The organism is Achromobacter sp. UBA2119 (assembly GCF_002331005.1).
Lineage (GTDB): Bacteria > Pseudomonadota > Gammaproteobacteria > Burkholderiales > Burkholderiaceae_B > Achromobacter > Achromobacter animicus.
This window is the reverse complement of the sequence record NZ_DCYD01000016.1, coordinates 125,481-147,801: the sequence shown is the minus strand read 5'-3', so window position 1 is coordinate 147,801 and position 22,321 is coordinate 125,481. Positions and strand designations below refer to the sequence as shown.

The window sequence follows — 22,321 nt, the reverse complement described above, 5'->3', positions numbered from 1 at the left end:
AGTTTTCACTGCAAACCAACATTCAAGCGTTCTAGACAAACTCGGACTTGTTCGCGAATGTCGTCGCGTCCCGCTAGTTCGGGAGGGGGGCTGCCAGCGCCCGGGGCATACGGATTAAGTATAGGGTCCATGTGTACTGAAATTAGAAAAGTTATCGTAATTCAATAATTTCACTAATTTAACTATAAGGCAAGCCAAACACAAGGGTCATCAACTGTCTATCCATTGCATCCACCAGCCTTGATAGTACTTGCAGCCTGCAATTTCTTCGAAGCCGACCACCATCATGCCTCGGTCCGAGCTAAAGGTCAGAAGTTGAGGATCCAGCAGGTCCGGGATAGGGCTGGGCAGCTTGGCGCCGAACTTGGCCAAGCCCTCCAGCGTCATACAGGGAACGTGACGATTCAGCCCCTTGTGCAGCATGGAGTACATGTGCACGGTTCCTACTACGGGCTCCCCTAGGTCGTGGTCTCGGCGACATTCGCCGAGGACGTGGGTCCGAAGGACGCTGCATTGGAAGTTCAAGGTTAGCCCCGAAATACTGTATAAAAACACAGTATATTTAATCTCGGAATCCGCGGCATTTGACCCCGATTCCGGCTGACTGGGGACGGAACATGACTAGCGACGAATGGACGCAGCGGGACACGTACTACTGGCAAGGTCCGGCTGGATGGACGATCTGCCGTGTCTTCGTTGATGGCATGTGGCAGTACGAGCTGTGGTTTAGTCGTGGTGAAAATGGCACGATCTATGGCATGCGCGCCTCGCTCGCGGCGGCACAAGATCTCTACAAGCAAAAACTGGGCTAGCGCTATTTGGTCGGTGGTTCCGCGACCAGGCGATCGGCGGGGAAGGGCACAAGGAAGTCGCGGCTATCGGTCGCCGACGCGGTCAGCCAGTCGTTGTAGGCGCCTTCCGGCAGAATCACGACCATGCGCTTTTCCTTGCCAGCCTGGTGGTAGTCGCGGAACAGTGGATCCTGATCTGCGTTTATGGTCAGCATGGTGTAGCTCTCCTGCACCTGGCCGGCGGCGTCGCGCCATCGGTCCCATAGCCCGGCAATCCCCAGCGGCGCGCCGTCGGCCCGGGTGAAGCGCGTGGCCACCGCGGCGCCGGATCTCCAATCAGGTTCGAAGATGGCTTCGGCCGGGACGATGCAGTGTTGCCCGCGGCGCCAGGCATTTCCGAAGGTGAAGGACTTGGGCGCCGTTTCGCTGCGGGCGTTGAAGGTCGACAGTTTGCCGGCTTTGTCCAGACCGTCCGCCTTTGTCATCGCGCTGATCAGACCCCACCGCCCTACGACGGCTTCGCGCTCCGGAACCGCTTCGTCGCCGGCGTCATGCTCCGCCGGCCGGCGCACGAACACGCCTTGATACCTAGGCCACATGTCGTATCGCGCGATCGTGGGCGGCTTCTCGTGAACGCCGAACTTCTTGAGTAATAGCTCGGCGTCCTTCAACGTTTGATAGTGGCTGCACATAGCGTGGATCTCCCAAGACACGCCTCATGATAAATTGCCGGCGTCGTGCCGAAAGCGACCATAAAGCCCCGCCTATTCGTTTGGGTGGTTTATGTCAGATGTTGTTGTTTTTCTCAGGAGTCAGCCGAGGTTCGGCGATCAAATCGTAGCGTATCCGGCACTCAGCCTCGTGAAGCAATTTTGGCGCGATAAGCGGGTCCGCGTGGTGTCTCGTTACGCGGTAGGGCATTTCTACGCAGGCCTTCCCTGGGTCGACGAGTTCGTCCAGGCCGACGCGTTCGCTGCGCAGATGCGCGCGCTCCCACGCAAAGCGCATGCGGCATTGAGCCTTCACCATTCAAGCGAGCGCTACCCACTGATCAGCTTTCTTCGGAGGCCAGTCCTGCGGATGGGATTCGAAAATGATCGTTTAGGCGACCGTGTGTGGACCCATTCGCATCGCAAGGACATCAACGAATACATTGGACTCGCAAACCTGCGTTTGCTCGCAACGCATCAGGATCATGATCCTGAACGGACGGCACGGCACGCCTTCATGGAAATCGCCTCTGCCCATATCGGCAAAGTGGAGCCGGCGGACATAGTTCTGATACCGGGTGGCGGGGCAGGGGACTTTAAGCGCTGGGCGTTGGACCACTATCTAGTCCTTGCTGACCTCCTTAAGAATCACCTCGGCGGCTCGGCCGACTTCACTTTTGTTCTTGGGCCTGACGAAGGCAATATGCGTGATCGCATTCATAGATTAGGTCGAAGGGATTTCAAGATCGAGTTCTGCCGGACGGTAAAGGAACTTGCCGCGCTGATGCACAATGCTCGTCTCGTCGTTTCAAACGATTGCGGTCCATCACACATCGCGCAAGGCTTATGCGTTCCATATGTCGGGGTCTTCAATGAACCAAATCCAGAGTGGTTCTGGAAGCGGCGCTACACCCGCGACGTTGTACCGGACAACAGCATGGCCGAAATCAATTCCATCGTGCCGGCACGGGTCCTACGGGCATGCCTGGACGTCCTCGTCCAACCCCGATTTTCGTGAAACGGGGATGTCCGCGTCAACACGCCTTTGGCAGGGGCTGGCCCCTCTATCGAAATAAAAAAGGGGCGGATAGGCGGGCCTTGAGTTTTTGGCTTTGGCCCCCATCAAGGTAGGTCCGGTGGCGTTATCACCGCCACCGGACACCCGCCGCCATTCGCGCTGCGGGTAACTTTATAGATCCGAAAGGAGATCTATGACGAAAGGTCAATACACCTTGAAGACCAAGGAAGAAGCGCACGAACTGAACGAGCTGTTCAAACGTTACGGCGCTGGCCTGACCGACGAGGAACTGCAGCGTATCGAGAAGTCCAAATACGCCAAAGTGCGCGTCCCGCTGAACGCTCCCAAGGACTAACCTTCGGAGCTGGAAGTCGAATTGGTACCCGAACTTCCTATAAGGGGAAGGTGCTCCAACACCTTCCCCTTATTTTTTGGGTGAGCACTTTGCTATGATCAGGGCGAAATATACAACATCGCGGCCAACCTCAATTTAGGCATTCTTGACTGTCTACTAAGACAACCTCGTGCATCGGTTCTTTTCAGACTGCCGCGGATGTTTAGGCGATCGTAACTTTCCGCGTATCCCAGCTGTGGTCCAGTTCGCTTAGGAAGCTGTGTTCGTACCGCTCGTCGACACTCCGTAGCAGCTATCGTCAGATACCAACTTCGAAAAAAAAGGGCCACCCTTATGGGGTGGCCCGTCCTCCTTGAGGGACGAAGTCAGCTTACCAACTGCTTCGCAAGGGCGACTTCAATGCTGTCGCCTCCCTGGTTGAGAATGTCGAGACCGGAATCAGGCATGTCGCCAGACGTGGACTGCGATACTGCAATCTTCTGTGCCATGAGTTGAAGGCAGCGCATTTGTGCCGACCCCTGATAGCCAAGAAAATCAACGTCAACGTCGCGCGTTTGCCCGATCCGCCAACTACGCCTTGCGGCCTGCTGCAACGTGTAGACGTTGTAGCCGGTCTGCATAAACAAGATGGTCGGAAACTCCAGCATATCCAGACCAGTCTTCACCAGCTCGGGATTGCAAACAAGCGCATCGATGCCGCGATCCACCTGCTCCATCACCCAGTCCTCCCGCTTTTCGGCGCACACGCTGGAACGAAGCACGGCACTGCGCAAGCCAGCCTGGTCAAGCAAAGCCTTTAGCCTGGCCGAAGTGTCGCGCGTGCCGGTATACGTGGTGTAGACCAGCGTGCGCCGACCATGCGCGGCCTCCCGCCTTACACGTTCCAGTAGCGCGCCTTCTTTGGGCGTCATCTCCTGGTTTCCGTATAGAGCCGGCAAGCTCAACAGCACCGACTTGGTATGCGGGTGCCGCACAGTCTCCGGCCGAAAACAACATTCCGGCCATGCCAGAAGGGCGTTTAGAACAACCCCCATGAGAGACTTATCGCCGGCGCGAAGCGCGCGACGAAGTTCCTCAACCAAAGTACGCTCAAGGTACTGATAGGCGGACTCCATGTCCGGTGACATAGCGACCTCCACCATGCTCTCGCGATAAGGTGGAAGGACATCTTGCCCCAGTTGCGACAGTTTCAAGAACGCCGTGTAGGGGACCACATATCGCATGATTCCCTTCGGACCAAAACCCGGTCCTTTCACGGTTGAAACTGTCTTCTTGTCCCCCTTCGCCGTCCGATGGGATCCTGAATTGGATTCCTTATGGATGTCGATCAGGACGCCGTGCTCGCGCATGAAGGCCATTGTGGCCGAGGCCATTGAGCCCTTGGAATTGAAGTTGAACCCGTCCTCAATCATCATCCGCGGATGCAGGCGATAAAGAAGGTGGTAGAGATCGTCGGCATAGCCACCCATCAACGTGCCAGTCAGTGCGAGAGCCTTTGAGCACTTGCGTGCCAACACCCCCATTGCCTGGCCTTGAGCTGAGCCTTCGTTCTTGTACTCATGGCCTTCGTCTGCGATAAGCAACCCGAAGTACCCCTGGGGCAGATAGCGTTTGATGAACTCAGTGGGCTGAAACCCCCCTTGTCCAAAAGATACCTCCGTATAGGCAAGTGCCCGTTCCATGCGTTTAGCCTGGCGGTCCGAGAACACCAAGTCACCTTCTTCATCCATCAGATTGATGAACTCGTAGACGTTGTCCTGCAGCATGTCACCAAGCATGTCCTCGCCAAAGCGAGTCAGGAGATTGTCCGCAGTGCGGGGACCCACCGTTGGCATTTGAACGAGCGCCTTCTTGACCATATCGCGATAGGTCGTCGGGGTTGCGCGCTTTGGGATCAAGGTCCAAAGCCGCTCGCCACAATTGCACGCTCCACGACGTTCGTTTAAGGCCGAAGTCGCGAGCGCAGGGGTAAGCGGCACGCCATCTTCATTGCACACAAACTGACCGCAGCGCGGGCAGCAAGCGGCGCTTCTGCAAACCCGTCCCAATTCGGAATCGAACAGTACCGGCCGTGTTGCAAACGCAGGACGCCAATCGAACCCCATACGCATCCGGACACGCCCCAAGATGAAGAACTGAGGCGAAGTCGGCCGGTCGCGCATTGTCCGCAATTGAAGGAGCTTTCGAAGGGTGTCCGGACCGTTGAGGATCCAAACTTGCGCACCGGGCACAGTTGCCCGGATTTCCCGTCGCCATTTGTAAACCAAATGAGGCGGTGCGAGCACGAGCGTTCTAGGGAGACCAGCGTGATGGAGAAGTGTGGCTACGAGAATGCCCATAAGGGTTTTTCCCGTCCCCATCTCCGCATTGATAATTCCAGCAGGCGAATGCTGGGTCAACAAGGTGGTGATCGCGTGAACGACACGACGCTGTGCAGGAAAAGGTGTCCTCAACAAGGAGTCGATGATGACATCCCAGTCGGCACGCTCAAGGTCATCAAAGATGGGAGGATTTTGTTTGCGTACAGCTTGCAGCAGGCCAGACCCGAACTTGCTAATAAAGTCCGATAGCGGAATCCGACGAGTTTGATCCGGTTCAGCCTCGTTCAAGGCGGCGGCTTCTTCATGAAAGGTTGCATTCATCGTGGTGCTCCAAAAAAGAGAGACACCAAGCCCGGCCGGGATGGTGTCCCGGAAGGGTAGGGAAAGCGGTATTTACGCCTCGACGACGAGCTTCAATTGGCCGTTGCGGACGTACGACGAAATGCGCGCCGAGAAGTCGATAGGTATGCGCACAAAGATCGGGTGAATTCTCCCGGCCGGCCGGCACATCTCGTCAGTAAGATCGACGAGCAGCTCTGTGCTCAGCTCGCCCAAGATAAATTCACGCCAGTGGTCCATTAGAGGCACTTCGGAGACCTGTTTAACCAGGTTCCATACGCGATCATCCGCCGCGTCGGCCTCCGATGTGTCGACGCAGTCTTGTAGAACCCAACCACTGCGCGTTGCCCGTGATGGCTTCAATAGGGATGGGTCATAGATCCAGCAGTGTAGAAGTCCGCCAAAAAGGGTCTGTTTCGGCAGTCTGCCAGTGTGCTTATCCAACCTTTTGACGTCGCCGATCGAAATGACGGTTTCCACTGATGATGAAGCCGTAACCAGTGTCAATTGCCGTAGCCCGCCCTCCTGTGTACCGAGCTGCAGCGATGCGAAAAGTTGTTGTACGGAACCATCTCGGCCGTAGAAGGAAAGGAAGGCGAGATCGCCATTGGGAAACCGGACGCAAGCGTCCACGAACAAGTCTTGCAGTTCGCGAATGCGGAAAATCATAGAAGCGCTCCTGTAAACATAAGCCGGTCGCGCCGGCCAGAAGAACTAGACCGCTGTAAGGTGCGGCAGCAGGTCGCGGATGTGTTGAATGGATCGAGCGGAAAGGCGTACCTCGAACAACCGGTCAAGGTCTACGATTTGCTCCTCCAGCGACGGGGCTGCGTCGCACACAATGCGGCAGAAGTCCAAGAGGCTTCGCGCACGAGTTTGTAGTTCCAGCTCGTGGACGGTGGCGTCAGGAAGCGGAAACGGCGCGCCGTCCAACTGCTCAACGTACCGTTCCATAGCTTCGCCATCGTCGTGGAAGTCGTCGTGGAGGAGCCTGTGGGAACTGCGTGTCTCCCATAGAGAACCGGAGTTGAACGCCGATTCCGCCAATTGGAGGGCAGTACCAACGTTCGATGCTTCCACGCCGATCTTGATGCTATGTATATGAGGAATTTCGAAAGTGACGATGAATTTGGAAAGCGTTGTCATTGGGCGAATCCAAGCGACAGCGGGAGCCCCCTGCGGGGTTACCCGCAGGGGTTAGAAGGACACTCCAGGTCAGAGAGACCACGGTCAGGGCGTGAACCCATGGAGCCAAACCGAAAGGATGCCGGTTACGCCGGCGGCGGCCCGAGAACGTCGGGCTACGTAAAACGCTGTCATAAGCGCACCGAATATGCGCTTTTGGCAGCACCCTCGCCAAGGCGAGGGGCTGGACAGACGTGGCGCTTGCCACAGTCATCAAGTCATTCAACGGATATTGACGAGTTGGCCCAAATCCGGACCCGGTGTGAAGTTGATTCCAACGATCGTGGGAACGAACTTGTCGCGCATCACTATCGTGGTTCGCACATCGCCGTTACTGGCCTCCTCAAGCTGCACCTCTTGGTCCTTGACCTTGATGGTGTCGCCGCGGATCAATAGCTTTGTGCCGTCGTCTCCTTCAACAACACCGCTTATCTGGCCGGCCGCCAGCGCGAGCGCCAAATGCCAGTCAGAGAGGTTGCATAGAGGTCGCCTGTGTGCGACTTGGCCAGTATTGAAGATACGGCCAAACTGCGGCCACAAGGTCGCAGTTTCAACACGTTTAAGCTCGTCATGCAGCTGCTCTGGGTCGATCTTCGTGGAGAAAAAAGCAAGCTCGCCGGAAACGTTTGGGATCAGGTAGGGCGCAGTTCTCCATTCCTTGGGAAGCTCTGGCGGCAGCTCGCCCTGACCAATCGTGCTGAGCCGCTTAACCACTTCCGGATCTGGTGCCTCAGAACGCCTTTTGACTCCTAGCACGACAAGCTGGCGAAATTCCTGCTCTGGCGCAAGGAAGGCTTGTATGCCCTCGAAGTTACGGGAGATCATCGTCGCGAACTGCTTGTCCATGACGTAGTGCGGGACTATCAAGACCAGCACACCGCCAAACGCTAGCGCCGGAACGGAGGCCTGATAGAAGACTTTCTCTAGGCGGTCATAATGCCTATCACCGGTGTGGCCCTTGTCGGCCACCACGGCGCCGTAGGGAGGATTCAGAAATAGAAGTCCCATCGAGCGAGCAGATACGAATGCGTCGTGTATATCCGCGTGCAGTGCGGTGCGCAAAAGATTCTTCGCGTGCCAGGCACGACCTTTGTCGAATTCGACGCCATACGTCTCCGTAGTTGGCGACCCATGAAGCGTGTCTACAGTCGACGCTATCCAGTGAAGTGCTGCGCCTTCTCCGCAGCAGGGGTCATATAGTCTGGCGCCGGCATCGGGCTCCAAAAGTTCAAGTGCTGATGAAACCCGCGTAAGTGTTTCTTCGTCCGTTGGGAAATAGCCGTTTCGAACGAAGTTCTGAGCTAGCCTGGGGAAGATAAGTGCCATAGTGAGCTACTAGGAAGAGTTGATAGGGCAGGCCGGCAGATGCCGGCCCAGGATGTAGGGCAAAAGTTCCTACTTGGAATGCCACGTTTGAGAGGCCGCACGGAAGCTGTAGTCGAGCCGCTTACCGAGCCAGTCCCGTTGAGACCGAAATAGCGCGCGGTCGACAGAAGGATCAAGCTTCACTGGCTGACGGGCTTTGATTAGCTCGCTGAGCTCTGCGCCGAAGATTTCCTGCAGCTCGCTGTTTTCAATATCGCCAATCGAGGCCACGGGCTCGTCGGCTGCGATCGCTTCAATAGTGGCCGGCGCTGGCAGAGATACAGACACCGGCGCAGGCATGGTGTCTGCTTCTGATTGAGCCGTGACAGGCCGGGACGTACGTTCCTCGTCGGCTGGATCAGGCTCGCTAGCTTGAGTCGGCATTTCGGCGTCGTCGGGTTCATCGCTTTCAAGCATGACTTCGGCCAGCGCTGCCCGTATCTCAATCGTGATCTTTCCGTACCACGTGTAGGAGTGCGGATAGATTTTTGAGATCAAGAATTCACCTGGATAGGTGCCGGATTGGAACTGCTCCAGGATCTTGTCTTTGATCTTGAACTCACCGATCGCTGTTTGCAGCTCGCCGACGTTGAAGTCGCCATTGCCGCCTCGAATCGTCTTGACCTCCAGCGTGCCGGAAATCTTAATCATGGTGTTGCTCCAGAAATAAAAGCGGCCCCCGGAGGGGCCAAGATGAAAATGAGGGGCTGCGGGCTAAAAGCCCGCACGGGGGATTGAAAACTATGCGTCAGGATCTAAGAGGTTCGAAGGTCCTGGTGCGGCTGGGCGAATTGCTGTTCACTTTACGAAGAAGCTGGATGATCAAGATGTCGTTCAAGCTTCGCCCTAATTTCCTTTGCTACGCCCCGCCATGAATGCGGGTGAAACAGCGGATTCTCGGGCCACTCTTCGAGCGCTTCGTCGCTGAGCTGTGACACGGTTGTTGCGTGCTTGAGCAAGGCGTCGACGACGAACATCTGGGCAAGCGGTCCGAAAGAGGAATACTCCATCAGGTCCGCGACGCATTCGACGTTCGTCATTCGTTCGCTGGGGGAAGGGTGGGTCATAACAAGGCCTTCAAGAATATGAGGCCCCCGATCGGGAAGCCCCGATGGGTGAGAGAACGGCAAGCCCTACTTAGAGCTTTCGGTGAAGGAGCCGTCCGCCTGGTGCGTGACGACACGGTTTCCGACGTTGTTGAGACTGTCGTGCAACGTCTCGATGAACATGCTTTCCGGCACGACTATCCCAAAATTATTCAGGACGGTGCGGTAATAATCGAGATTTTTGCCGAAGGCGTTCGATTCGAGAAGATTGGAGTAGAGATAGAAATCCGCTTCATCTGCCTGGGTGGCATCAAGAAGCTCGACCGGCCTGAGAATGACCATGAAGAAGTAGCTCAATTGGCGGTCCCAACCGAGATTCACGGTAACGGGATGATCTTTGTGAACGGTGTCAAAGTAATGGTTGCTCATTGCAGACCTCGAAATAGAACCCTATCGCCCCACGGGCGTGGGCCCGGATTGGGAAGAGGCAGGGCGCCGAGTGGACGCCGCTGCCTGGGCTTAAATCGGGACGACGCGTGTCGCGCCGGCACCGCTCAGAACATTTACCCGTTGACCGGGCTTTAACGGAACGTCCGCCTCTTGGGCGACCGCCTGCATCTGGCCGCTATCGAGCCTCACTATGACTTCGATACCCGCGGCTTGAGATACCTTGCGCTCGACGGAATTACCTGCAATTCCGCCAATCAACGCGCCCAGGGCCGCTGCGACATAGGACCCCTTATGGTTTCCAATGAAGCTGCCTGCCAAGCCACCGAGTGTGGAGCCCGCAGCCACGCCTGCACCAGAGTTGTAGCTGGCCTGTATGGTGATAGGTCGTGCCGAAAGGACCGTCCCCGATTGGACCTGCTGCACCTGCTGGGCTTGCTGGTAGCTGTACACGCCACCTGATGCGCTTTGATTCGCACATCCGGCGAGTAGGCCGGCCATCACTACCGTAGTAACGGCGGCCGCGCGGCGTGTTTTTTGCGAGATGATCACTATGCCGTCTACGCGAGCGCGGACAGCAACAGTGAGCCTTGAGCCGAGCGCAAAGGCGCCCCAGATAAGTGAGCCAACGCAAATGCCAAAAGCGATGGAAAGGGCTGCAACGCTGAGGGTTGAACTCATGTCGGTTCTCCAAAATGAAAATGGGGAACCGCCGCCCCAGTCGGGGAGGAAAGTTCCCCGATGGGCTGAAAAAGACACTCCTGGTCGCTAGACCTGCGGTCACCGAATGGTGGAGCCAAACCGCGCACTGCAAAAGATGTCAGATGAGCTCTGACGGGCGTACTGGGCGGAATCCTACACACAACATGCACGGTTTGGCAAGAGCGCTACAGAGCTTTTTAGCTCCCGCGGAGCGTTCTATCATGTGCCCGTTGTGCTGCGCGGTGGCCCGCGATCTGGTCGCAACATAGGATAGAAATTGAACCTCGAACTGTCATCCCCGAAACGCATGAAGCGAAAGGCTTCAGCGGCAGTCTTCCTTGTCGCAGCTATCGGTATATCTGGTTGCGCTGGGAAAGTCCAAAGTCTCCAAGTGGCGCCTGATGGCTTAGACTTTGACTACACGGTAGACACTGGCGCGGCGCTTGGGGTTGTACGTGCCTTCGGGGATCAGGGCAAGACAGTTGTGGTGCTTGATCGGCCGTTGCCAGGCGATATCCGGTCTGTACCCATCTATCTGCAAGGAGGCGTACAGGGGTCGGCAGATGTGCAGGGGAACTACATTATTCTGGCGGGCAAGCCCGATCGGTTTACCGTGCTGCTGCCAGCAGGGAAGGTCGACGTCGTCCGATCTACTGCGCCTGCACAACCGCCGCGGGAATCCGGTGGCGAGTTAGAGGATAGCCCTCAAGCGGAGGCAGCAACGCATCCGGACGACGGGGAGGAAATCGAATCCAACCTGGACTGGGGCGCGGTCGATGGCCAGCGTGCCGGTGCCGCTACATATCGCGGGGGGCAGGTGCCCGCGAGGCCAGCCGGCCCTAGCGATGGACGGCAAGGCCCCCTACCCCAAAGCATTGAATAACTTGAAAAGGAATTTGCGATGAACATTCTCTCTCCCTGGATCAATAAACTGGCAGTGGGTTCGAAAGCAATGCACGCGCGCCTTGGTGACGTGACAGTGCTTGCCGTGTGCGGTGAGGAGCGGGAAGATCGAGAGGTTGAGTCAGTGTTCCTGGACGCGGACGGCAACACGCTAATGGTTATCGAAGTTGTATCCGCAGCAGAGCTGAGCGAGATAGACCCTTGCCGGGACCTGGCGCCCCGTCGCACTGCGACCGCGACGATATTGCCATTCAAGGCCGCAAGTCCACAGTAAAGGACTCGTGGGGGTCTGGAATTTCCCCACCGCGGGGCGCAAATCTCGTTGATTTCTCGGCCTCGCAAACGTAAGATATCGGCTAGAAAGCGCTCCGACTGCTTATGTCGGAATCTTTTGTAGCAAAGCGGTTTGGCTCCACCATTCGGTGACCGCAGGTCTAGCGACCAGGAGTGTCTTTTTCAGCCCATCGGGGAACTTTCCTCCCCGACTGGGGCGGCGGTTCCCCTTTTCTTTAGGAGATCCGTCATGGCTCAAGCAAACACCCCCAAGTACTTCGACGCCCACCTTCGTGGCCTCGGCTATGTCCGTCGCGTCCGCGAAGTTAAGCCCAAGAAAGGCGCGCCATTCCTGTCGTGCAGCATCAGCATCTTTCACGGTGAAGCGCAGGAAGGCAATGCGGATTCACTCACCTGGCTGAATTGCGACGTCAAGATTGTCGGCAAAGAGGCCATCAAGGTCATGACCGAAAAGCTTCAAGAAGCTGCGAACGACTCCAACCGAAAGGTCTTGGCGTCCGTGACCATCGGCGATCCGTACATCGATACCTATAAGATCACGACCGGCACTCGTGCAGGTCAAACAGGAGTAGTCCTTAAGGGCCGCTTGCTGAAGATCCACATGGCGAAAGTCGATGGCGTGTTGGTCTATCAGTACGTTGAACCCGAAGCTTCGGCTGAAGGTGTTCGAACTGGCACGGACGGCAACTAAGTCCAAGCCAAACCCCGAAACTCCACTTACGTGGAGTTTTCTTCAATGGACGCCGCCAGCGCCTATTGAAGAGAACTTCGCAGGTTGTTCAGTGCGCGCCGCACTCAAAATGGCGCATCCCGAGTATCTGGTTAGGCTGCTGAACAGGCCAGATGAAAAAAGCAGTGTCCTTCACCCTCATTCGATTCGGCGAATTGGCGTTCCTCGATCGAGACTGAGCTACCCGTCGCGGCCCTGAACCGGCCGCGGCTTTCTCTACGATTCTCCGCTCTGCTAAGGCAGGGCACTTATAGCCCGAGTAGGCTTGCCAGAGGCGATCTCGTCGCTTCTGGCAAGCCTACAATTGAGCTTACTCGGGCGCCAACCCCCACCCTACATCCCAGGCCTGCAGCGGCCCATAACGCCTGCAACCTTAGCGCAAGAGCGCATCAACCCCCGCACGGCACTGCCTGGCGGGGGTTTTTTGTTGGAGACGTGCGGTCAGAGGACGTACACCACCGCACCTTCCGGGATAGCACCAGGCAGCACAGCTACTGCCGCTCCTGCCGATGGCGAGTAGAGGTGGCCGCTTCGGGCTATGCCCACCAGGTAGGGCAGCCCCGTCTCCTCTTCTGGGAACATCAGATACAGGTCGGGCTGGGCATCGCCGGGAACGAAGAAGACGTATGCCCTGCCGGCGTCGATGTGATTGGCAGTCCCGGCCTGCGGCTTGAACCAGGTCGGTAGATCAAGCGAGCTGTTGGGCGCAGGCCCGGAAAAGGCGGGGTTTACACGGGAAAACTGCGCGACTGCATTCGCATAGATCCGCAAGCTTCCGCCGGCGGAGCTCGCCTCCTGGTGAAGCAGCACATCAACCATGGTTTGGTCGGAACTTGACGCCCAAGCCGCTAAGAGCGTCAGCAGGGCGAATAGGGGAAGCATAAGCAGGCCCATAGAGTCGACGTCCTGTTAGAAAGCTAGCGCGACAGAGGCGATCATGAAATACCGCAGCATGTGTATCCCTGCCCGACGTTGCCGGCATACAGGCTCTTGCCCATGACCGTATAAAAATTCTGATTGCTGCCGGAGCTCGTCACGCTCGTGACGATCATGCCGGCCGGGCACCATGAATTATCTGCAGGGAGGTTGTCGCTTGCACGGCCGGCGAAGTAATACTCGCAACGCAGCTGCCCACCGCCGGACTTGCGCCAAACGCCTGACTGGCACGCCAAGGGCTCTCCGATTCCTGTGCGGGCCACTAGACCATTTGCTTCGCAAGCCCAACCCTCGTTGGCAACGCCGCCGACGTATAGATACTCGTAGGCGTTGAGCCGGCCATGCGAAAAGGTTTGTCCCATTGAACGCACGGCGCCGCCTCGAATCTCGCCATTGGTGACCACGTGGTTGTCGTGCAAGACGCGAAGCCAACCGTCATTGCCGGCGGTGTACCAGCCCGTGCTGCTTGCACCGTCGCTGCTCTGGACGATAAGGGCTCCCTTGGTGCTGACATTGCCGGAGGCCTCGACCGTCTGTGTTCGAACAGTGCGGACGTTGTTGAGATCGTTGCCGTTTACGTCGATGCTTGTGTTCATCCGGTTGACTTCCGGCCGGCCGGCGACGGCATTCCGGTAGAGATAGTCGGTTACCTGTCCGGCACTATTGAAGAACAACGCGGTGGCCAAGTTTCCGCCCGGCAATGAAAGCCCAAAGCTGGCGACCGGCACCTGCCAACTGCCCATCGACCCCTGAGCGATCGCGGGCTGCCTTGTGAGTACGAAGCCGCCGCCTTCCAGCATGGCGGCAGTTCGGCGCAGGTCCGTCTCTGACACATCCGCCCCGCCTCCGCTAACGAGCAGCGCTTCAAGGATGGCCTGCCCGCCTTGAGTGGCCCGACGAACGGCGAGCGTGTAAGCCTGGCCATAGGGGTTGAGAAGAGGCACGGCTGCGGGCAAGTTTCCGGCGTTCCGTATTGTGTCCAGCGAGACAGTAACGGGTCCGCCCGCGGTAGAGGTCAAAAGCGCAGCGTAGTTGTTCTTGACATAAGCGGCGGCGGCATTACCGACTTGCTTTTGATGGAAAGCAGCCTGCCGGCTTGTAATCGTTGCGACGTAATCGGCTTGATACCAGTTCCACAGTCCCATGACCGCTGCGAACAGAAGGGTCACGAGCAAGGCCTCAAGCACCGTGAAGCCAGCTTGCTTGCGTCTGGTCGCGCCTACTCGATAGTGTCGTTTCATGTTCGATTCCCAAATATCGCTGCCGCCTTCTGGGCCGCAATTTCCGTGTTCAGCCCGGCGAAATCGCCTTTCCGGATCTTCGCGCGTATTGCGGTGTCTTCTTTGCCATCCAAAACCAGCCAGTTGATCTGTAGGCGCTTCGCAATACCCGTAGCTGTCTTTACGGTTTCAAGTTGTTGATGGATCACTGCAGCGATGTTGTCGGCCAGCATTGCATTGAAGGATTCGACAGAAGCGCCGGATCCGGCGCATAGCGACTGCAGCTTGGTGAACGTTAGCTCGGGGCTGTCGGCGTGGAGCGTTGTCAGCACAGGCCATCCATTGCCGCTCACGCGAACGACCTCAATGGCTGATGGCGGGTCCCGTGTCTCGCCCAAGTAGAAGATGTTGGCGCGAGATCGAAGGCCCCGCATTAGCTGTTCCTGATAGCCACCGTGCTCGCGCGCCACCTCGATCTGGATGGCACGTCCCTTTCCGTGAATTCCGTTCAGCGCCGTCTCTGGCGGGTCGGCTAGAGCAATGCCAAGGCCACCGTGCCGTTCAAGGCGGTCAATAAAGATTGCGTCGGCCGTGGAAGTCTTCCCGTGCCGCATGCCCCCCGACACCACAACTAGGCCGCTCAGTTTTGGCCGAGTTAGGTGATTGAATAGCCGCTCTGCCATGCCGAGCGACTTCAATGGCCTTGTCTTTACGTCTGCCCTGGCAAGGATGAAGATGTCTTGAGAATCGACGTCAAAGAGCTGCGTCACTCGGAATTTCTCTTCAGCCAAGGTGGCGGTAAATTCGGATTTTGTCAGCGTGCGAAGCGCCTGCCTGCATTGCTGTCGCAGCAAGATGACGTCGGCCTGCAGATGGCCCGGCACCTTATCGGTGAGGGACTGGCTACCCTCCAGCTCACGAAGCTCCGCGTAATCAGGGCCGATGATCATGTCGACGAATCGCAGGTCAAGCAGGCTTGTAGCCTGCTCCAAGGTAACGGGCATCGTCTCCATCAGCGCGCAGTCAGTACGAGGTCGACGTTGCCGGTGGTCGGGCAATTCGTCATGCTGACGAACTGAGCCGTACGGGACAGATTGGCACGCAGCGGGATGCAGTTGCTGCTCGGGACCGCCCGATAAGTGATGACGAATTGCGTCGCGGTGCCCACAACGGTGACTTCTCCGTTCCAGCTGTGATAGAGGGTGCCGGTGGTCGCGCCAATCATATTGCTAGGAATCGCGCCGGCGGCCTGCAATGCGGCGGTGGTCACATTTCCATAGCCGTTCATGTCCCGCAGAAGCTTGGCACCCTTTACCAGCTGCGCGATGTTCTGAGCTTCTTGGTTGTTCTCGGTATCCTTGTTGAGGACGTAGTAGGCCCCGAAGATCGCCGCAGCCACCACAACCGCCAAGAGCATCCAGGCCAAGAAATTATCAACGGAAGCTCCTGCCTGGCGGGCGAGCGGTGTACCCGCATGAGGCAGGGCGTGTTGGTCGGTCACCTTCACATCGCGCTCCGGCGCGGGCTCGCATTCAGCCAAGTGGTGGTTGATGGAGGAAGGGTTAACGTAGGTCGTCATGTAATGCTCCAAGGATGAAACAGTTGATGCTCTGCGCAATTCGCGCGCGGTTAGAAAGCTCGATCGCCCATTGCGGCGGTTTGCAGTCCGAATAGGCCAAAAAAGATGAGAGCTGCAAGGGCGGTCACGCTGATCAGGCCCACATAGAAAAAGGCCTTCCCAGAGGCTTCAAGGCGCTCTGCAGCAGTCTCTGCGGAGTTGGTCGCAAATTCAGACAGGGCAAAAGCGAAGCCCTCGCGAGACGCGATCGTGGTGATGTATGCGATGGATTCTTCGTCGGGGAACTTGTGGCCAGCAAGCTCCAAGGCGACGCCCAGGTTCTTGCCCATGCTCAGTCCATACATGGTGTCCTGCAAGCGCTGTTGCAGCCACGGATTGGCATGCTTGTGAATATGGACCATGGTCTGCAGGAGATCAGCGCCGGCATTGAGCAGAATTGCGAGATTGGAGAAGAAGACCGCACCCTGCATCGTCTTGTATGTCGACCACGGCGGCAGGCACTCAAACGCCGGACGTAGACGCCCCGTCCAGTTTGGCAACGACCACCGGATTGCGTAGCCCACGCTGACAAGGCCTAGCAGAATGAAGATGCCGTAATGCCGGACAATCTCGCTCATCCAATAGACGACGGCAGTCTGTCCGGTCCATGTTGCTGGATCGGAGCCTCTGGCGTATATCGGAACAACCTTAAAGGACACAAATGTGAGTAGGACTATCGCCATCACGACGATCACCGACGGATAGGAAACAGCGCTGACGATGGCTGATCGAACTCGCGCTTGACGCTTGATGTGCTTGATCGCGTCGTCGCAACCCGTGGCAATGTCGCCGGCCTTCTGGGCAGAAGCCAGCATAGAGATCTCGGTCGGCGGGAGCCATCCTTCGAACGCCTCTGCAAATCGGTCCCCGCTCATGCCACTGGACAGTCTTACCAGAACCTCGTGCGCAAAAACGGCGATTACCGCCTTGGGGCGTCGCCCGTTTCGGCTGTGCGCCTTTTGAATGTCGACCAACGCGTCGTAGACCGGCACCTTGGACCGCGCCATGGAATACAGGGTGCGGTAAATGAGCATTCGCCGGCGGGAGCTAAGCTTTGCCATGGCGAGACCTCCATTGGCTAAACAGCGATCCGCTCTTACGTCCATGCAAGCGATCTGGTCGTTGCGGTCGCGCAGCTTCGTTGAGCCAGTCGTCACTATCCAGTGGCCGCACCATCAGCTCACCGAGGTCGGGGTCCACTCGGCCCGCCTCAATCAGGCGAATTAAGTGGGCGCACTGGGTGATCCCGCCCATCTTTTGGACCCAGTACTTTTGGGCGGCGAAGGTTCCCTGTTTGCGATAGACCGACATCAGGGCTGGGTTAGGAGAGACGACCTCGGCGCAGACTGTGCGTCCGACTAGGCCGCGGCGGCAACTAGGGCAACCAGGCCCTCGTACACGAACGCCTGAGACGTCGCAGAAGCGCCGTACACGGTCTCGGAGCCCCACCTCAAGCCGATCCTCTACGTCGAAAAATGGAGCGCTGCAGTGCTGGCACAGGATAGGCACCAGCGCTTGATTGATGATGCCGATGAACAGGGTCGGGTCGGTTAGCAGGTTTCTCGGGACCCCCGAGTCTTCCAGGCGGTCGAAAGAGCTCATTGCGTCTTTCACGTGGAGCGTGGCCAGTGTTGGGTGGCCTGTGAGCGCTGCGCGAATTGCCGAGCGTACGGACGCCTTGCCACGAATTTCACCAATCAGGATCGAGTCTGGGTCTGATCGAAGCATGTGATCGATCGCGTCGACCCAGGCGGCTTCAATCTCTTCTTCACTGGTACCGGCCGGGATTATTGGCTCTTGGACAGCGACATAGACGACATCGTTGCCATCGCGCTTGGTAACCACGCGAATGGGTTGTTCGACGGGGTCCTCGGCCGTGGCGATGATAAGCTCGCCCTCGGCATGTAGAAGAGCCTGCTTGAGATAGTGGTTGAGTGTGGTGGATTTTCCGGAGCCGGTCGTGCCGGTCACCAGCACAATCCCGGACGTCTTGCGCGAAAACTGGCGTATTTGCGTGCATTGTTCCGGCAGATACCCAAGTTCCTCCATCGACTTCGGGGTGTCACCCGTGTCGGGATAGAGACGGATGACGAGCTTCCTCCCGCGGGCTGCTGGGCCGGTCGCGACTCGGCATACGAATAAGCCCGACTGGCGAGCGTAGCGTTCCATCAAGCGGGCATTCTGCTTTCGTGATGGCTCGTAGTTGTCGGGCTTTTCACACATCGACGTGTAGAGCGTCGATACCAGATCTTCGGCGACGGCTCGATCGAGCGTGAACCGAGCTTCCGGAATGCCGTTGATTCGGTATTTCACATAGGTTTTATCCACGTCCGGCAAGAAGTGGATGTCGCTTGCACCGAGGCGCGCCGCCTCGGAGATCATTCGATTTATTTGTTCTTGCTGCGCTGTCTTTGTACTTCCTGGGCCTTCGGTGATCGATAGCGAAGCGCCATCCTTGGCGGTCTGCTGCAGTCGTTTGATTTCGGAGTGGCTAACCAGCCGCGGGGAAAACGTCACACGGTTAAGGCGCAGGCGCGACATATAGGACATTACGCGCATGTCATCGCTGTGCTCCTCGTCGACGTAGAGCACACCGTCATCGGCCAATACGACGCGGTCGATGACGTACTCGGGAGCCTGCCACGCGCCGCCCACCGCGCTCAAGTTCTGAACGCGACGGAGCGGCTCGGCCGCTGAGGGGAGCTCCAGGTCCTCGATGCCAGGGGCATTTGGGGCGTGGATCGTGGTGTCCATGGTCGCTTACCTTCCGGGTTGGAATGGCATGGCAGTGCCAGGGAACGGAGAGTTAAGCCGAACCGGGCCGTCGGATACCGCTTGCGGAGCTTCTGCGGAAAAGCCCAAGCGGAGATCTTGACCGTTGCGGGACAAAACGACGCGGTCGACAGAAACGGCCTTCACGCGGTATCCCCCGGGCACGTCTTCGCCGAGCCGTGCAGTCGCCTGGGCGCCGCCGGCATACACGAGAACGGCGTAAAGCTGGCTGCCAACGCCTTGGACAGAGCGGACAGCGGGAACACCAGTCGCGCTGCGGTCTTCGACCCGCGAGGTCTTTTCGTAGGCCAGCTTTGCTTCGTTCATGCCGGTGAGCGCTTCGTACGTAAGCCGGCGGAGTTGAATGTCGGCAAGTTCCGCAAGCGTGCCCGCCGGCGGCGGGCTGTGATCGGTCGTTCGCGCGACTTGCGCGCCGGCGTGTGGGGCCGAAGCAAAAAGCAAAGTCAGGGCCGCGCAAAGCGCGGCTACGGTCCTACTTTCCATAGATCTCACCTTTCATCGAGTAGGAGAGCTTTCTCTCCTTGATGGTCGTAGACTGTTCCAGCAGGCGCACGCCTCGTGTGTCGAACCCCCTGAAAATGGAGTCTGCGGGCCAGTCGGAAGTTATTTCGAAGGTTGCGGTCGCCCAGTCCGGTGGTTGTGTGGTCCCTTGGCTACCTAGTTCTCCCGGACTGGGCGGAGCCTTTGGCGAGACCGTGATCGGAATAATCTGCTTTTGGAGATGCGACACCAGGCTGTCGACTCTGAAGCCGATGTCCGCCATCTCGTCGTCTCCGCCGGCCGGTGCTTTGGATATGACTCGTACGGTCGCCTGGTTGGCGTCTGTTTGGATAGAAACGGTGGCGCCTGGCGGGAAAGCGGAGGCTGCGGCCGCTCGGAAATCCAGGACAGTCGCGCGTGGTAGTCGCACGTACGCTGCCTCGAAGCCACTGGGCGTGCAGTTGAGACCTTTGAGTTCCCACGCGCTGACATAAAGTGGAGCTGATCGCGCGGCGTGCTCGCAATGTGCAATCATGGCCGGCACGGACGGCGTGGTCGTCCATGGATGCACCAGAGCTGCCGGCAGGACATTTTGGCCGCTATCCAGTTTGACGCGCGCCAGCTCTGCCAGGCGCAGCTGTTCTAGGCGTTCTTGCCGTTCACGCTCATGCTCACTCCACACGTAAAAGGCGATGGCGGATGAAATTAGCGCCAGCACCGCAGCTGCAACAAGCACCCATTCCCGCCGGCTTAGGCCAAAGCGAAGAGGCTTCAGCTTGTGTTCCCTTGCTGCAGCTTTCTCAAGAGCCGCCAATGTGACGGACGCATCCCCCCCAAATTCGAGCTCTGGGGGTGCGTAGACCGTAACTTCCTTGCCCTTGGATGAGAGAAGGGCGTAGAGGGCTCGCACCGCCTCTTGAGCTTGCTCGAGGGTTTGAAAAACAACGTCGGAATCCGGTACTACGCCGCCGTCCTTAAACGCGACAATCGCGAACCGGCCATCTCCTACGGCGAAGGCTGCAATAAGGGGGTCCAGAGTGGACTGCCCTTCTTTGCGTAGGAGCAGGTCGGCCACGATCGAAGCCAGGCTGAACATGCCTTTCTGAACGCCCGCTTGTTTGCGGACGAAGCCGGCCTGAATGATCGTGGGGAGTCGCCGGATAGCGACGATGTCCATGCCGTCCCGCTTTCCGATCTCCCGAGCCTCCTTCATCACCTTTTGAGGCTGCGATAGCGTCTGCCAGTAAAGCCCGGACACGAGCGACTTCGAGCCAGCAGAAATGACCGTCACGCTGCCAGCGTGTGCTTGGGTTTGAGCCATAGTAGCCACCTCAGCTAGACCTCGCGCCGTACTGGCCAGAGGTATCCGTCATTTCTTGAATCTCGGAATCGTCCTCTAGCACAATCGGGGTGATCAGAATGACGACCACTTCACGCCTGTTGTTGGTGGAGCCGCCGCCGCCGGTAAGCCAATTCGACGCGCTGAACATGCCGCTGCGATTGCCCCGATCGACGTTCTGCTCGAAGCCGGAGAGAATCAGCGTCTGGCCAGATCTCAGTCGCACGCGCTGCGAAAAGATTCGGCTATCAACCTCCGGAACCTCGATTGAGTTATCGCCACTGGTGACGGTTCGCAAGCGCGGGTCTGTGGAGAGGTTCATCGTGAACTGCAGGAGCATTTGATCGCTGTCGATCATGAACGGCAGCAGGTCCATCGAGAATCCCGTCGTGACGGTGCCGGGCGTCAGGGCCGAAGTTGATCCGACCTGCGCGGTTGCGGTGTTAGACACGGCGGCTAGGTAGCTCGTCTGCTTGGCAACCTGGACGGGCACGGGTTGATAGTTGAGTGTGGTGACAGAGGGCTGTGTCACGATTGACACGCGGCCTTGGCTCGACAGCGCGCGGAGAATGGCCTTTGAACCGGCGAACTGGCCAGCGGTGCCGGTTGCGGTGTCCAAGATCCCTATCGATGCAGACCCAGCACTCGATGCAGCAGTAAATGCATTCGCGACTGTGATCCCATAATTGCCATTCAACGATTTATAGACCGCTGTCAGGTCCAAGCCCTGGTCGTCGGTCTCCGTCCGCTGTACGACCGCGACGGTGATGTTGAATAGCGCCTGACGCGTGATATTGCGATTCTCGGTCTTGAGATATGCAGCGATCCGGCTGAGCACGTCCGGTGTGTCTGTGACGGCGACGGTCCCCGTGCTGACAGACAGACTGGACTGCCCTAATCCGGGCGTCAGCATGCTCTTTATCATGCGATCGACGTCTTCGGCCAAGTTCGACTCAATCGAGACCATAGTGGTCTGCGTCGAGCCCCCTGAGACCGTGCTTCCGCCCGACCCGGAGGACGAAGTGGCGCCGGACGCGCCTTGGCCGCCAGCGCCCGATGACGAGAGCTGGGTGCCGGACTGGACGACCGACTGCATATTGGTTTTCGACTGGATCGCGTATATGCGGAAGACCTTGGTGTCTAAGTAGTGGATCTGCACGGCGCCGTCGCGGAAGCTCCAACTCAGCCCGAGGCGCGCGGTTACCGCGTCAAGGAGGCCAGGCAAAGGCTTGCCGTCCCAACGAATCCCTGAAATCGTCGTGTCACGAGCAGACATGGAGAGGGGCGCGGAGGCGGATCCGCCGGCGCCCAGCGCGCCTACACCCCCTGGCGGCATGGGTCCGCTTGCGCCGCTTGGTGGTGTCATATCGGGCGTCCGCGATCCCGCGCGGCTCCCGCCGCTCAGCGCTGCGATAGCGTCTGCCGTGATTCGGACGGGAACGCCGCATAGAGCCGTTACCGTCTGCCCGAATTCAAAGACGCTGATCGGCGCGGCTGGAACAAAGGTGATTGGACATTGAAGCGGTGCTGGATACGCCGCGGTCGATGGCCGTAGGATCGGGGTTTTGGACACCCAAGGACGATCGATTACCTCGACAGCGCGATCGCGCACTTTGCGCATACTGGCCGCGGATGCGGCGTGTTCGCCATAGGAATCATCAACGCGTGCCTCTGTGTCTTTTATCCGCTGCAGGGCGCAGCCTGAGAGTGTCGTCGCTACAGCCACAGC

At 58.1% G+C, this 22,321-nt stretch carries 24 protein-coding genes; 5 read left to right on the top strand and 19 right to left on the bottom strand.

The genetic code is table 11. From position 1 onward, the window contains the following. Window positions 1-210: 210 nt before the first annotated feature. Window positions 211-432, bottom strand: coding sequence for a hypothetical protein (locus B3098_RS19065; protein ID WP_175156536.1), 222 nt, complete (start codon window positions 430-432; stop codon window positions 211-213). A gap of 185 nt (window positions 433-617) precedes the next feature. Between B3098_RS19065 and B3098_RS19060 the strand changes: the two genes are divergently transcribed. Then, complete coding sequence (locus B3098_RS19060) at window positions 618-812, top strand: hypothetical protein (protein WP_175156535.1); 195 nt, start codon at window positions 618-620, stop codon at window positions 810-812. A 2-nt stretch (window positions 813-814) separates the two neighbouring features. On the opposite strand, the gene B3098_RS19055 is transcribed toward B3098_RS19060, so the two are convergent. Further along, entirely contained in the window at window positions 815-1,483 is a 669-nt protein-coding gene (locus B3098_RS19055) for an SOS response-associated peptidase (RefSeq protein WP_175156534.1), read from the bottom strand. A 91-nt stretch (window positions 1,484-1,574) separates the two neighbouring features. Here B3098_RS19055 and B3098_RS19050 point away from each other — a divergent pair, with 91 nt between their 5' ends. Then, on the top strand, window positions 1,575-2,519 hold the full coding sequence (locus tag B3098_RS19050; RefSeq protein WP_175156533.1) for a glycosyltransferase family 9 protein: 945 nt from the start codon (window positions 1,575-1,577) through the stop codon (window positions 2,517-2,519). 193 nt (window positions 2,520-2,712) lie between these two features. After that, window positions 2,713-2,874 carry a hypothetical protein gene (locus tag B3098_RS19045; RefSeq protein ID WP_158218661.1) on the top strand — a complete coding sequence of 54 codons (162 nt, stop codon included), beginning with the start codon at window positions 2,713-2,715 and terminating at the stop codon, window positions 2,872-2,874. A gap of 365 nt (window positions 2,875-3,239) precedes the next feature. Here B3098_RS19045 and B3098_RS19040 read toward each other — a convergent pair whose 3' ends face one another. The 8 genes from B3098_RS19040 to B3098_RS19005 all read right to left on the bottom strand — a co-directional run bounded on the left by B3098_RS19040 (window position 3,240) and on the right by B3098_RS19005 (window position 10,258). Then, window positions 3,240-5,516 (bottom strand): SNF2-related protein, encoded by a 2,277-nt coding sequence (locus B3098_RS19040; protein ID WP_286898422.1) that lies wholly within the window; start codon window positions 5,514-5,516, stop codon window positions 3,240-3,242. Window positions 5,517-5,588: 72 nt separating this feature from the next. Beyond that, window positions 5,589-6,203: a hypothetical protein gene (locus B3098_RS19035; RefSeq protein ID WP_175156531.1), complete on the bottom strand. Its 615-nt coding sequence runs from the start codon at window positions 6,201-6,203 to the stop codon at window positions 5,589-5,591. 45 nt (window positions 6,204-6,248) lie between these two features. After that, entirely contained in the window at window positions 6,249-6,680 is a 432-nt protein-coding gene (locus tag B3098_RS19030; protein ID WP_175156530.1) for a patatin, read from the bottom strand. 261 nt (window positions 6,681-6,941) lie between these two features. Beyond that, the gene (locus B3098_RS19025) at window positions 6,942-8,045 is read right to left on the bottom strand and encodes a DUF6094 domain-containing protein (RefSeq protein ID WP_175156529.1); all 1,104 of its coding nucleotides are present in this window, start codon (window positions 8,043-8,045) and stop codon (window positions 6,942-6,944) included. Between the two features lie 69 nt (window positions 8,046-8,114). After that, on the bottom strand, window positions 8,115-8,735 hold the full coding sequence (locus tag B3098_RS19020; protein WP_175156528.1) for a DUF3275 family protein: 621 nt from the start codon (window positions 8,733-8,735) through the stop codon (window positions 8,115-8,117). A 152-nt stretch (window positions 8,736-8,887) separates the two neighbouring features. Further along, window positions 8,888-9,124 carry a hypothetical protein gene (locus B3098_RS19015; RefSeq protein ID WP_175156527.1) on the bottom strand — a complete coding sequence of 79 codons (237 nt, stop codon included), beginning with the start codon at window positions 9,122-9,124 and terminating at the stop codon, window positions 8,888-8,890. A 93-nt stretch (window positions 9,125-9,217) separates the two neighbouring features. Continuing rightward, entirely contained in the window at window positions 9,218-9,559 is a 342-nt protein-coding gene (locus B3098_RS19010) for a hypothetical protein (protein ID WP_175156526.1), read from the bottom strand. A gap of 90 nt (window positions 9,560-9,649) precedes the next feature. Next, window positions 9,650-10,258, bottom strand: a complete 609-nt coding sequence (locus B3098_RS19005) for a glycine zipper 2TM domain-containing protein (RefSeq protein WP_175156525.1) — start codon at window positions 10,256-10,258, stop codon at window positions 9,650-9,652. A 922-nt stretch (window positions 10,259-11,180) separates the two neighbouring features. On the opposite strand from B3098_RS19005, the gene B3098_RS19000 reads away from it, so the two are divergent. Together B3098_RS19000 and B3098_RS18995 are read left to right on the top strand one after the other, a co-directional pair. Further along, window positions 11,181-11,456 (top strand): hypothetical protein, encoded by a 276-nt coding sequence (locus tag B3098_RS19000; protein WP_100854032.1) that lies wholly within the window; start codon window positions 11,181-11,183, stop codon window positions 11,454-11,456. A gap of 249 nt (window positions 11,457-11,705) precedes the next feature. Further along, a complete protein-coding gene (locus B3098_RS18995) occupies window positions 11,706-12,167 on the top strand; it encodes a DUF3577 domain-containing protein (RefSeq protein WP_088588768.1) in 462 nt (153 codons plus the stop codon). Window positions 12,168-12,647: 480 nt separating this feature from the next. Here B3098_RS18995 and pilM read toward each other — a convergent pair whose 3' ends face one another. The 9 genes from pilM to B3098_RS18950 all read right to left on the bottom strand — a co-directional run bounded on the left by pilM (window position 12,648) and on the right by B3098_RS18950 (window position 22,213). Further along, window positions 12,648-13,025: a type IV pilus biogenesis protein PilM gene (pilM, locus tag B3098_RS18990; RefSeq protein ID WP_223264753.1), complete on the bottom strand. Its 378-nt coding sequence runs from the start codon at window positions 13,023-13,025 to the stop codon at window positions 12,648-12,650. Between the two features lie 116 nt (window positions 13,026-13,141). Beyond that, window positions 13,142-14,383: a shufflon system plasmid conjugative transfer pilus tip adhesin PilV gene (gene pilV / locus B3098_RS18985; RefSeq protein WP_175156524.1), complete on the bottom strand. Its 1,242-nt coding sequence runs from the start codon at window positions 14,381-14,383 to the stop codon at window positions 13,142-13,144. Beyond that, window positions 14,380-15,366 carry an ATPase, T2SS/T4P/T4SS family gene (locus B3098_RS18980; protein WP_254607194.1) on the bottom strand — a complete coding sequence of 329 codons (987 nt, stop codon included), beginning with the start codon at window positions 15,364-15,366 and terminating at the stop codon, window positions 14,380-14,382. Before B3098_RS18980 ends, pilV begins: the two co-directional genes overlap by 4 nt. 8 nt (window positions 15,367-15,374) lie before the next feature. Continuing rightward, window positions 15,375-15,941, bottom strand: coding sequence for a type 4 pilus major pilin (locus B3098_RS18975; RefSeq protein ID WP_241740276.1), 567 nt, complete (start codon window positions 15,939-15,941; stop codon window positions 15,375-15,377). A gap of 50 nt (window positions 15,942-15,991) precedes the next feature. Then, complete coding sequence (locus B3098_RS18970) at window positions 15,992-17,041, bottom strand: type II secretion system F family protein (RefSeq protein ID WP_175156522.1); 1,050 nt, start codon at window positions 17,039-17,041, stop codon at window positions 15,992-15,994. Then, window positions 17,028-18,734 (bottom strand): GspE/PulE family protein, encoded by a 1,707-nt coding sequence (locus tag B3098_RS18965; protein ID WP_175156521.1) that lies wholly within the window; start codon window positions 18,732-18,734, stop codon window positions 17,028-17,030. Before B3098_RS18965 ends, B3098_RS18970 begins: the two co-directional genes overlap by 14 nt. Before the next feature lie 6 nt (window positions 18,735-18,740). Beyond that, on the bottom strand, window positions 18,741-19,256 hold the full coding sequence (gene pilP / locus B3098_RS18960; RefSeq protein ID WP_175156520.1) for a type IV pilus biogenesis protein PilP: 516 nt from the start codon (window positions 19,254-19,256) through the stop codon (window positions 18,741-18,743). After that, on the bottom strand, window positions 19,246-20,574 hold the full coding sequence (gene pilO2, locus B3098_RS18955) for a type 4b pilus protein PilO2 (protein ID WP_175156519.1): 1,329 nt from the start codon (window positions 20,572-20,574) through the stop codon (window positions 19,246-19,248). Before pilO2 ends, pilP begins: the two co-directional genes overlap by 11 nt. A gap of 10 nt (window positions 20,575-20,584) precedes the next feature. Then, window positions 20,585-22,213 (bottom strand): PilN family type IVB pilus formation outer membrane protein, encoded by a 1,629-nt coding sequence (locus B3098_RS18950; RefSeq protein ID WP_254607204.1) that lies wholly within the window; start codon window positions 22,211-22,213, stop codon window positions 20,585-20,587. Window positions 22,214-22,321: the final 108 nt, after the last annotated feature.

Bases quoted from the DNA above. Each gene is read 5' to 3' on its own strand.
- B3098_RS18980 (WP_254607194.1), bottom strand. From the start codon at position 15,366: ATGCCCGTTACCTTGGAGCAGGCTACAAGCCTGCTTGACCTGCGATTC.
- pilM (WP_223264753.1), bottom strand. From the start codon at position 13,025: ATGGTTGATGTGCTGCTTCACCAGGAGGCGAGCTCCGCCGGCGGAAGC.
- pilV (WP_175156524.1), bottom strand. From the start codon at position 14,383: ATGAAACGACACTATCGAGTAGGCGCGACCAGACGCAAGCAAGCTGGC.
- B3098_RS19005 (WP_175156525.1), bottom strand. From the start codon at position 10,258: ATGAGTTCAACCCTCAGCGTTGCAGCCCTTTCCATCGCTTTTGGCATT.
- B3098_RS19050 (WP_175156533.1), top strand. From the start codon at position 1,575: ATGTCAGATGTTGTTGTTTTTCTCAGGAGTCAGCCGAGGTTCGGCGAT.
- B3098_RS19010 (WP_175156526.1), bottom strand. From the start codon at position 9,559: ATGAGCAACCATTACTTTGACACCGTTCACAAAGATCATCCCGTTACC.
- pilP (WP_175156520.1), bottom strand. From the start codon at position 19,256: ATGGAAAGTAGGACCGTAGCCGCGCTTTGCGCGGCCCTGACTTTGCTT.
- B3098_RS19065 (WP_175156536.1), bottom strand. From the start codon at position 432: ATGTACTCCATGCTGCACAAGGGGCTGAATCGTCACGTTCCCTGTATG.
- B3098_RS19025 (WP_175156529.1), bottom strand. From the start codon at position 8,045: ATGGCACTTATCTTCCCCAGGCTAGCTCAGAACTTCGTTCGAAACGGC.
- B3098_RS19000 (WP_100854032.1), top strand. From the start codon at position 11,181: ATGAACATTCTCTCTCCCTGGATCAATAAACTGGCAGTGGGTTCGAAA.
- B3098_RS18950 (WP_254607204.1), bottom strand. From the start codon at position 22,213: ATGCGCAAAGTGCGCGATCGCGCTGTCGAGGTAATCGATCGTCCTTGG.
- B3098_RS19030 (WP_175156530.1), bottom strand. From the start codon at position 6,680: ATGACAACGCTTTCCAAATTCATCGTCACTTTCGAAATTCCTCATATA.
- B3098_RS18995 (WP_088588768.1), top strand. From the start codon at position 11,706: ATGGCTCAAGCAAACACCCCCAAGTACTTCGACGCCCACCTTCGTGGC.
- B3098_RS19020 (WP_175156528.1), bottom strand. From the start codon at position 8,735: ATGATTAAGATTTCCGGCACGCTGGAGGTCAAGACGATTCGAGGCGGC.
- B3098_RS18975 (WP_241740276.1), bottom strand. From the start codon at position 15,941: ATGACGACCTACGTTAACCCTTCCTCCATCAACCACCACTTGGCTGAA.
- B3098_RS19015 (WP_175156527.1), bottom strand. From the start codon at position 9,124: ATGACGAACGTCGAATGCGTCGCGGACCTGATGGAGTATTCCTCTTTC.
- B3098_RS19055 (WP_175156534.1), bottom strand. From the start codon at position 1,483: ATGTGCAGCCACTATCAAACGTTGAAGGACGCCGAGCTATTACTCAAG.
- B3098_RS18970 (WP_175156522.1), bottom strand. From the start codon at position 17,041: ATGGCAAAGCTTAGCTCCCGCCGGCGAATGCTCATTTACCGCACCCTG.
- B3098_RS19035 (WP_175156531.1), bottom strand. From the start codon at position 6,203: ATGATTTTCCGCATTCGCGAACTGCAAGACTTGTTCGTGGACGCTTGC.
- B3098_RS19045 (WP_158218661.1), top strand. From the start codon at position 2,713: ATGACGAAAGGTCAATACACCTTGAAGACCAAGGAAGAAGCGCACGAA.
- B3098_RS19040 (WP_286898422.1), bottom strand. From the start codon at position 5,516: ATGAATGCAACCTTTCATGAAGAAGCCGCCGCCTTGAACGAGGCTGAA.
- pilO2 (WP_175156519.1), bottom strand. From the start codon at position 20,574: ATGGCTCAAACCCAAGCACACGCTGGCAGCGTGACGGTCATTTCTGCT.
- B3098_RS19060 (WP_175156535.1), top strand. From the start codon at position 618: ATGACTAGCGACGAATGGACGCAGCGGGACACGTACTACTGGCAAGGT.
- B3098_RS18965 (WP_175156521.1), bottom strand. From the start codon at position 18,734: ATGGACACCACGATCCACGCCCCAAATGCCCCTGGCATCGAGGACCTG.